6 protein-coding genes are annotated in these 7,305 nt (G+C 70.1%); 5 read left to right on the top strand and 1 reads right to left on the bottom strand.

The window, feature by feature from the left end; translation table 11 throughout:
* Positions 1 to 317: 317 nt before the first annotated feature.
* Genes ACFWPJ_RS19600 through ACFWPJ_RS19590 form a run of 3 tightly spaced genes read left to right on the top strand, consistent with a single transcriptional unit; the run spans position 318 to position 3,275 of the window.
* The gene (locus ACFWPJ_RS19600; RefSeq protein WP_378853274.1) at positions 318 to 1,736 is read left to right on the top strand and encodes an MFS transporter; all 1,419 of its coding nucleotides are present in this window, start codon (positions 318 to 320) and stop codon (positions 1,734 to 1,736) included.
* Between the two features lie 49 nt (positions 1,737 to 1,785).
* Entirely contained in the window at positions 1,786 to 2,082 is a 297-nt protein-coding gene (locus ACFWPJ_RS19595) for a hypothetical protein (RefSeq protein WP_378853272.1), read from the top strand.
* The gene (locus tag ACFWPJ_RS19590) at positions 2,079 to 3,275 is read left to right on the top strand and encodes a hypothetical protein (protein ID WP_378853270.1); all 1,197 of its coding nucleotides are present in this window, start codon (positions 2,079 to 2,081) and stop codon (positions 3,273 to 3,275) included. The genes ACFWPJ_RS19595 and ACFWPJ_RS19590 overlap by 4 nt, the downstream gene beginning before the upstream one ends.
* Before the next feature lies 1 nt (position 3,276).
* On the opposite strand, the gene ACFWPJ_RS19585 is transcribed toward ACFWPJ_RS19590, so the two are convergent.
* The gene (locus ACFWPJ_RS19585) at positions 3,277 to 3,792 is read right to left on the bottom strand and encodes a glutathione peroxidase (protein WP_378853268.1); all 516 of its coding nucleotides are present in this window, start codon (positions 3,790 to 3,792) and stop codon (positions 3,277 to 3,279) included.
* 141 nt (positions 3,793 to 3,933) lie between these two features.
* Here ACFWPJ_RS19585 and ACFWPJ_RS19580 point away from each other — a divergent pair, with 141 nt between their 5' ends.
* A complete protein-coding gene (locus tag ACFWPJ_RS19580) occupies positions 3,934 to 5,424 on the top strand; it encodes an FAD-dependent oxidoreductase (RefSeq protein WP_378853266.1) in 1,491 nt (496 codons plus the stop codon).
* A gap of 154 nt (positions 5,425 to 5,578) precedes the next feature.
* Positions 5,579 to 7,168 carry a GMC family oxidoreductase gene (locus ACFWPJ_RS19575; protein ID WP_378853264.1) on the top strand — a complete coding sequence of 530 codons (1,590 nt, stop codon included), beginning with the start codon at positions 5,579 to 5,581 and terminating at the stop codon, positions 7,166 to 7,168.
* Positions 7,169 to 7,305: the final 137 nt, after the last annotated feature.

Here is a 7,305-nt window from a genome sequence, read left to right as displayed (position 1 = left end):
CGCGCGCGATGCTCGCGCGCGTGGTGTCCACCCCGACCGGGACGGCGCTGGGGTAGGCGGCAGAGGATTGCGACATCGGGCGCCTCCGGGCTATCGGACCGTCTGGACGAGTTCAGCGTAGAGCATCTATTCCGTTGGCACAGAGGCTAACCCGACTCCGTTCACCTTCGTGCGAGCCCCTCGTCGAAGGTCGATCCTGCGATCTCGGCCACGGCGGGTCTGTCGGTGCGAGCGGAGTGTGACATCAGGCAGGTAGTGGCGGTACCCGTGTCAGCGGACTCCTGGTCAGCACCGTCGCGGCGGCACACGATCAGGGCATGTCACAGACCATCGCGCCCGCTCCGGCGCACCAAGCACCGGTGGGCAGGCGTTCGGCGGCCGTGCTCGTCGTCCTCCTCACCGGGCAGTTCATGGCGGTGCTCGACGCGTCCATCGTCAATGTCGCCATCCCGTCGATCCGCGCGAATCTGGGGACCGGCGGTGCGGCGCTGCAACTGATCGTCGCGGGGTATGTCATCGCGTACGCGGTCCTGCTGGTCAGCGGCGCCCGCCTCGGCGATCGTTTCACCCAGCGGCGCACCTTCGTCGCCGGGCTCGCGGTGTTCACCGTGGCGTCGCTGGCTTGCGGGCTGGCCTGGGACGAGCTGTCGCTCATCGTGTTCCGGTTCGCGCAGGGTGCGGGTGCGGCAGCGATGGTGCCGCAGGTGATGACGCTGATCCAGCGCACCTTCACCGGTCCGGCACGGGCCCGGGCTTTGAGCATCTACGCGGCGATCATCTCCGGCGGCATGGTGGCGGGTCAGATCCTGGGCGGGCTGATCGTCGACCTGGACCTGGCGGGCAGCAGCTGGCGTGGGGTGTTCCTGGTGAATGTGCCACTCGGCCTGGTACTGCTGGTGGTGGCGCCGGGGGTTCTTCCGGTTAGCGCCGGACGGACCGACCGCAGGCTGGATGTGCCCGGCCTGGCGACGCTGACCGTCACCGTCTTGTTGCTGGTCGTTCCGCTGGTCCTCGGCCGTGAACTGGGCTTTCCCGTGTGGTCATGGGTGTGCCTCGGCGCGGGCGTCTTCGGTCTGGCGGTGTTCGCCGGCATCGAGCGCCGGGTCGCGTCGGGCGGGGGCGAGCCGCTGTTCTCGCCTCGGGTACTCGCCGCGCCTGGCCTCCTGGTGACCGCCGCGACCCTGCTGATGATCATGGCGAGCTTCGGTGGCTGGTTGTTCGCCATGGCGATCCACCTGCAGGGCGAGCTGGGCTACAGCGCGCTGTACGCCGGGGTGCAGTTCCTCCCGATGGGCATCACCTTCGCCGCGGCCGGGCTCTACTGGGAACGCATCCCGAAAGACTGGCACGCCACGATGATTCCGCTCGGACTGGTGCTCGGTGCTATGGCGCTGGGCTGGCTGGCCGTGCTGTTGCGCGACGGCGCGGGCCTCGGTCCGGCCGCACTGGTCGCCTTCGCCGCGCTCGGTCTCGGCAGCGGACTGGCGTTCAGTCCGTTGATGACCAGGGCGCTGTCGACGGTCCCGATGGCGCTCGCCGCCGACGCCAGCGGGATTCTCGTGACGAGTGTGCAGATGGGTGTCGTCGTGGGGATCGCTACATTCGGCTCCGTGTTCTTCGCACTCGTCGCAACGTCGGCGAGCGCGGCGTTGGTGGTGGTCCATCTGATGGGTGCCGCCACCTCCCTCGTGGCGGCAGCGCTGGCCGCCCTCGCCGTGCACCGCACGCGACGCTGACCGTCTGGGGACTGGCCGCTGATCGCGAGGTCAGCGGGAGCTGGTCTCGGTGGTGGGTCTTCGCGGCGTTTTCCCTGGCAACAGCGCTTGCCGTCGGTTGCTCAGCCATGCCGACGCGGACAAGGTCGGCCGGTTCGTCGCGACCTTGCCCGCCGGTGCCACCCAGCACCTGCGATCCCGGTATGGCCGACCGTTGACGGTGCGCAGTTTCCACGGCTCGGACGGCCCGTGGCTGCTGCTGCAGTTCGACGCCGCACCGTTTTCGACCGTGCTGCTCCAGGTGTCTTGGAAGGGTCACACCCATCAGGAGATGATCGACGAATGGCTCACCACCGCTCCCCTGTGACCGCGCGCCTCGGGCTGGGCGCGCTGGCCGTCGTTCTCGCCGGCTGCGCCTCCGTCGACGGTGCCGCCACCGCGGGCGAGATCGATGTGCGCACCCTCGCGGTGGGCGGCTACACGACTGTGCCCGCCGATCTGGAGGCCACCCACAAGCCGACGGACGGCCCGATCCTGGAGGGACTGCGGATGGCGGGCGCGGTGGTCCTGCCGCACGAGGTCGACGCGGCGCTCACGCACAACTGGGGTACCGATGTGCTCGACACACCGCGCCGGGCCGCGGACGCGTCGGCCATCTCGACTGTGAATATTCCTGTCCTGGAACGGCATCGGATGATCGTCGGGTTCGATGTCGCCGAGGGCAGCCGGGCCTTCGACCAGGCGACTCCGGCGATCGACACCGACGCGCGGGTCACCCGGATCGTGCTGCTGCGCTTCCCCGGCGCCGGGACCGCGGCCGCGGCGGCCCGCGACCTGGCAGCCACCGACTTCGGCGTCAGCCCGGACAATCAGCGGGTGGCGATCCCCGGATACCCTGCCGCACACGCGCATTGGCGGCCGGGCATCAAGACGATCGGCGCGACTTTCGCCAACGGGGAGCTCGTGGTGAGCCTGTTCCTGCAGCATCCGACACCCGATATCGACGCGCTCGCCCGGCGCGTCGCCGCGGTCCTGGACGCGCAGAAACCGTTGCTGGACACCTTCGTTCCGACCGCACCCGATCGGATCGCCGAGCTACCGCGCGATCCCGACGGACTGCTGCGCCGCACCCTGATCCCAGGCCCGGCCAATCAGCAGATCGCCATCTCCTCGCGCGAATTCGCCGCGTGGACCGGACGCGCGAGCCTGCACTACCGGCCCACCGAGCCCGCCGAACTCGCCGCGGCGTGGGACCGCGGCGGCGTGGACAGCGTGGCGAATTCCTACACCACGACACTGTTCCGCTTCCGCGACGACAGCGACGCGGCGGCATTCGGCGCCACCTGGCAGGACACACTCAGCACGGCCGCGCATCCGGTCGCCGGGCCCGACCGGGTCCCCGGCGCGCGGTGCGCGGAACGCCGTGCGGGCAGCGCACCCGCGGTGGTGCGCTGCTACGTCAGCTACCGCAGGTACGGCGCGTTCGTCAGCGGGCCGGCGGCCGCGGGTGTGCGGCAGCAGGCCGCCGCGCAGTACGCGCTGCTGGCGAACGCGCAGTAGCTCAGAGCTGGGCTTCGATCGCGACGACGATCTCGCTCGCGTCCGGGGTGACGGTCGGACGGAAGCGGCCCGCGACCGTGCCGTCGCGGCCGATCAGGAACTTCTCGAAGTTCCACTGGATATCGCCCGCGCTGCCGTCGGCGGCGGGGGTCTCGACCAGGCTGGTGTAGAGCGGGTGGCGGTCGTCGCCGTTGACGTCGACCTTGGCCAGCAGCGGGAAGTCGACGCCGTAGGTGACCGAGCAGAATTCCTGGATCTCCTCGGCGGTGCCGGGTTCCTGTCCCATGAACTGGTTGCAGGGGACGCCGACCACCGTGAAGCCACGCTCACCGTAGGTCTTCTGCAGCTCGACCAGGCCGGTGTACTGCGGGGTCAGCCCGCACTTGGAGGCCACGTTGACCAGCAGCACCGCCCGGTCACCCGCCAGCTCGCCCAGCGTGGTGTCCGCCCCGCTCAGGGTCTGCACCGCAATGTCTCGAATGTTCGCGCTCACCACAACACCACCAGATCTCGTCATATGTCGGTTCGATGGCCACCGTACCGGAGCCCGACCGGGGCGCAAGTGTCCCGCTGGGCGGGAACTTCTGTAACACGTTCTTGTTTTGTCGCGCGGTAAGCGGCACCATTTCGGGTAGGCACCCGAGCACCGGAGGAACACGTGACCGAACAGCCCCACCGGATCGACACCGTCCGCCCGCTGCGCGCGAACGCCGTGACGCACTGGGATTTCGAGGCCGACGTGGTGGTGGCCGGTTTCGGCATCGCCGGCGTGTGCGCCGCGATCGAGGCCGCCAGGGCGGGCGCGAAGGTGCTCATCCTGGAACGGACCGGCGGCTGGGGCGGCGCCGCGGCGCTGGCGGGCGGGTTCGTCTACCTCGGTGGCGGCACCCCGCTGCAGCAGGCGCTCGGGTTCGACGACACCCCGGAGAACATGACCGCGTTCCTCACCGCCGCGCTCGGGCCCGGTGTCGACGAGGCCAAGATCGAGGACTACTGCGCGGGCAGCGTCGAGCACTACAACTGGCTCGTCGAGTGCGGTGTGCCGTTCAAGGAGTCGTTCTGGGGTGAGCCCGGCTGGGAGCCGCCGCACGACGAGGGACTGATGTACTCCGGCGGCGAGAACGCCGCGCCGTTCCTCGATATCGCCAAGCCCGCGCCCCGCGGCCACGTACCGCAGATGGCGGACAAGAAGACCGGTGAACGGGGCGGCGGCTACATGCTGATGAAGCCGCTGGCCGACACCGTCGCCGAACTCGGCGTCGCCGTCGAGTACGACACCCGGATCCGCAGGCTCATCGTCGACGACGAGGATCGCGTGGTCGGCGTCCTGGCGACCAACTACGGCAAGCCCGTCGCCGTGCGGGCCGCGCGCGGTGTGGTCCTGGCGACCGGCAGCTTCGCCTACGACTCCGAGATGATCGACCGCTACACCCCGCGCCTGAGCGGCAGGCCCGGCGCGGCCATCGAGGAGCACGACGGCATCGGCATCCGGGTGGCGCACGCGCTCGGCGCCGAGCTGGCGCACATGGACGCCAGCGAGGTCGCCATCTTCGGCGATCCGCAGCTGATGGCGCGCGGCATCCTCGTCAACGGTCGCGGTCAGCGGTATGTCACCGAGGACACCTACCCGGGCCGGATCGGTCAGGCGACACTGCTGCAGAACGACAATCAGGCCTTCCTCGTCATCGACGAGGCCTCGCTCGAGGAGGCCCTCGCGACCGAGAGCTCCACCCCGTTCTTCCGTATCCCGCCGAAATGGGTCGCCGAAACCGTGGCCGAGCTCGAGTCCGAGATGGGCCTGCCCGAACAGACACTGCAGACCACCATCGCCACCTACAACCGGCATGCCGAGAACGGCAGCGACCCGCTGCTGGGCAAGAAGCCGGAGTGGGTTCGCCCGATCACGCCGCCGCTGGCGGGCTACGACCTGCGCGGGCTCACCGCCGGATTCACCCTCGGTGGGCTGCGGACCGACCTGGACTCGCGGGTGCTGCACGTCAGTGGTGAGCCGATCGAGGGCCTGTACGCGGCGGGTCGCTGCACGTCAGGGCTGTGCGCGTACGGCTACGTCAGCGGCGCCTCGCTCGGCGACGGCAGTTTCTACGGTCGCCGGGCGGGCAAGGCCGCCGCGGCGGCCGGCACCGACTGAGGCGCGCGGCACCCACCGGAGCCCCACTGTCGCCTACGCTGCTTGCAGCGCGCGGGCCGGACGACGAGTCCGGCTGTGCTCGCGGACTTTTCAGTCCGCGTGCGGGCGCGACAAGTTGGCTACGACAGATGCATTGCAGGATCGGAGTTGGACAGTGCAAGCAGGTGGGACGTCCGCGGATTACGTGATCGTCGGCTCCGGGTCAGCGGGGGCGGTGCTCGCGAATCGGCTCAGCGCCGACCCGGGCACCACGGTTGTCCTGTTGGAGGCCGGTCCGGCCGACGACGACAAGTACGCCCATATTCCGGCGGCGTTCTCGAAGCTGTTCCGCACCGAACGTGACTGGGACTATCTGACCGAACCACAGCCCGGCCTCGGCGACCGCCAGATATACTGGCCGCGCGGCAAGACCTTCGGTGGCTCGTCGTCGATGAACGCGATGATGTGGGTGCGCGGCTTCCGCGCCGACTACGAGGAGTGGGGGCTCCTCGCGGGCGAGCAGTGGAACTTCGCCGCCGCCGTCGAGCAGTTCCGCAAGATCGAGAACGTGCAGGACGCGCAGTTCCCCGACGAGGGCTCGAAGGGCCCGCTGCACGTGCAGCGCCAGCGCAGCCCGCGCGCCTCGACGCACGCCTTCCTCGAGGCGGTGCGCCAGGCGGGCCTCGAGCTCGAATCGCCGAACCGGCCCTCGCCCAAGGGCTTCGCGCAGACGATGGTGACCCAGCGCGACGGCAGGCGCTGGAGCACCGCCGACGCCTACCTGCGCCCGGCGATGAAGCGCGCGAACCTGACCGTGCGGGCCGAATCGCTGGCGACCCGGGTGCTGTTCGACGGCACCAAGGCCACCGGTGTGGAGTACCTGCACGACGGGCAGACCCACACCGTGACCGCGAACCGCGAGGTCATCCTGTGTGGTGGCGCGGTGAACAGCCCGCAGCTGCTGCAGCTTTCGGGCATCGGCGACGAGGAGGAGCTGAAAGGGCACGGCATCGAGGTCGTCGCGCACTCCCCCGAGGTCGGCGCGAATCTGCAGGACCACCTGATCGCCGCGCTCGGCTACAGCGTCGAGTCGGATTCGCTGTTCACGGCGGAGAAGCCGCTCGAGCTGCTCAACTACTTCATCCGGCATCGCGGCATGCTCACCTCCAACGTCGGTGAGGCGTACGGGTTCGTGCGCAGCGAGCCCGAGCTCGAGCACCCCGATCTGGAGCTGATCTACGCGCCCGCGCCGTTCTATCACGAGGGTCTGGTCGAGGCGACCGAACACGGTGTCGTTGTCGGCGCCATCCTGCTGCGCCCGCGCAGCCGGGGCCGGATCGGCCTGGCTTCGGCCGATCCGACGGCCAAGCCGGTCATCGATCCCCAGTACCTGTCCGATGCCGACGGCGCCGACCGCGCCGCGCTGATGGCGGGCCTGCGGGTGTGCGCCGGGCTGGTCGAACAGCCCGCGCTCAAGAGTGCGCTGGGCACGCTGATCTACCCGCCCGAGGCGCCGGCGGATCTCGAGGAGACCATGGCGCTGACCATCGAGAAGTTCTCGCACACCCTGTACCACCCGGTCGGTACCTGCCGGATGGGCACCGACCCGGCCAGCGTCGTCACCCCGGACCTGAAGGTGCGCGGTGTCGAGGGCCTGCGCGTGGCCGACGCCTCGGTGATGCCGTTGATCATCCGCGGGCACACCAACGCCCCGGCGATCTTCATCGGTGAGCAGGCCGCGGACTTCATCCTGGCCGAATCCTGAACCACGGGTGGTGGGGGGGCGGCGTCGGGGGCCGCGCCCACCAGAACCCCCCCGCCCCGGGCCCCGCCCCCCCCCCCCCCCCCCCGTACCGGAAGCCGGTCCGCCAGTGGGGGGTCATCGCGGCCGCCCGGCCCGGA

Origin of the sequence: Nocardia sp. NPDC058497, assembly GCF_042720195.1 — a bacterium.
Taxonomy (GTDB): domain Bacteria; phylum Actinomycetota; class Actinomycetes; order Mycobacteriales; family Mycobacteriaceae; genus Nocardia.
Note: the sequence above shows the minus strand (reverse complement) of the source record. Positions and strands in the feature narration are given on the sequence as shown.

What these genes read in the sequence shown, in the direction of transcription:
- ACFWPJ_RS19600 (WP_378853274.1), top strand. Translation starts at nt 318, where the DNA reads ATGTCACAGACCATCGCGCCCGCTCCGGCGCACCAAGCACCGGTGGGC.
- ACFWPJ_RS19585 (WP_378853268.1), bottom strand. Translation starts at nt 3,792, where the DNA reads ATGACGAGATCTGGTGGTGTTGTGGTGAGCGCGAACATTCGAGACATT.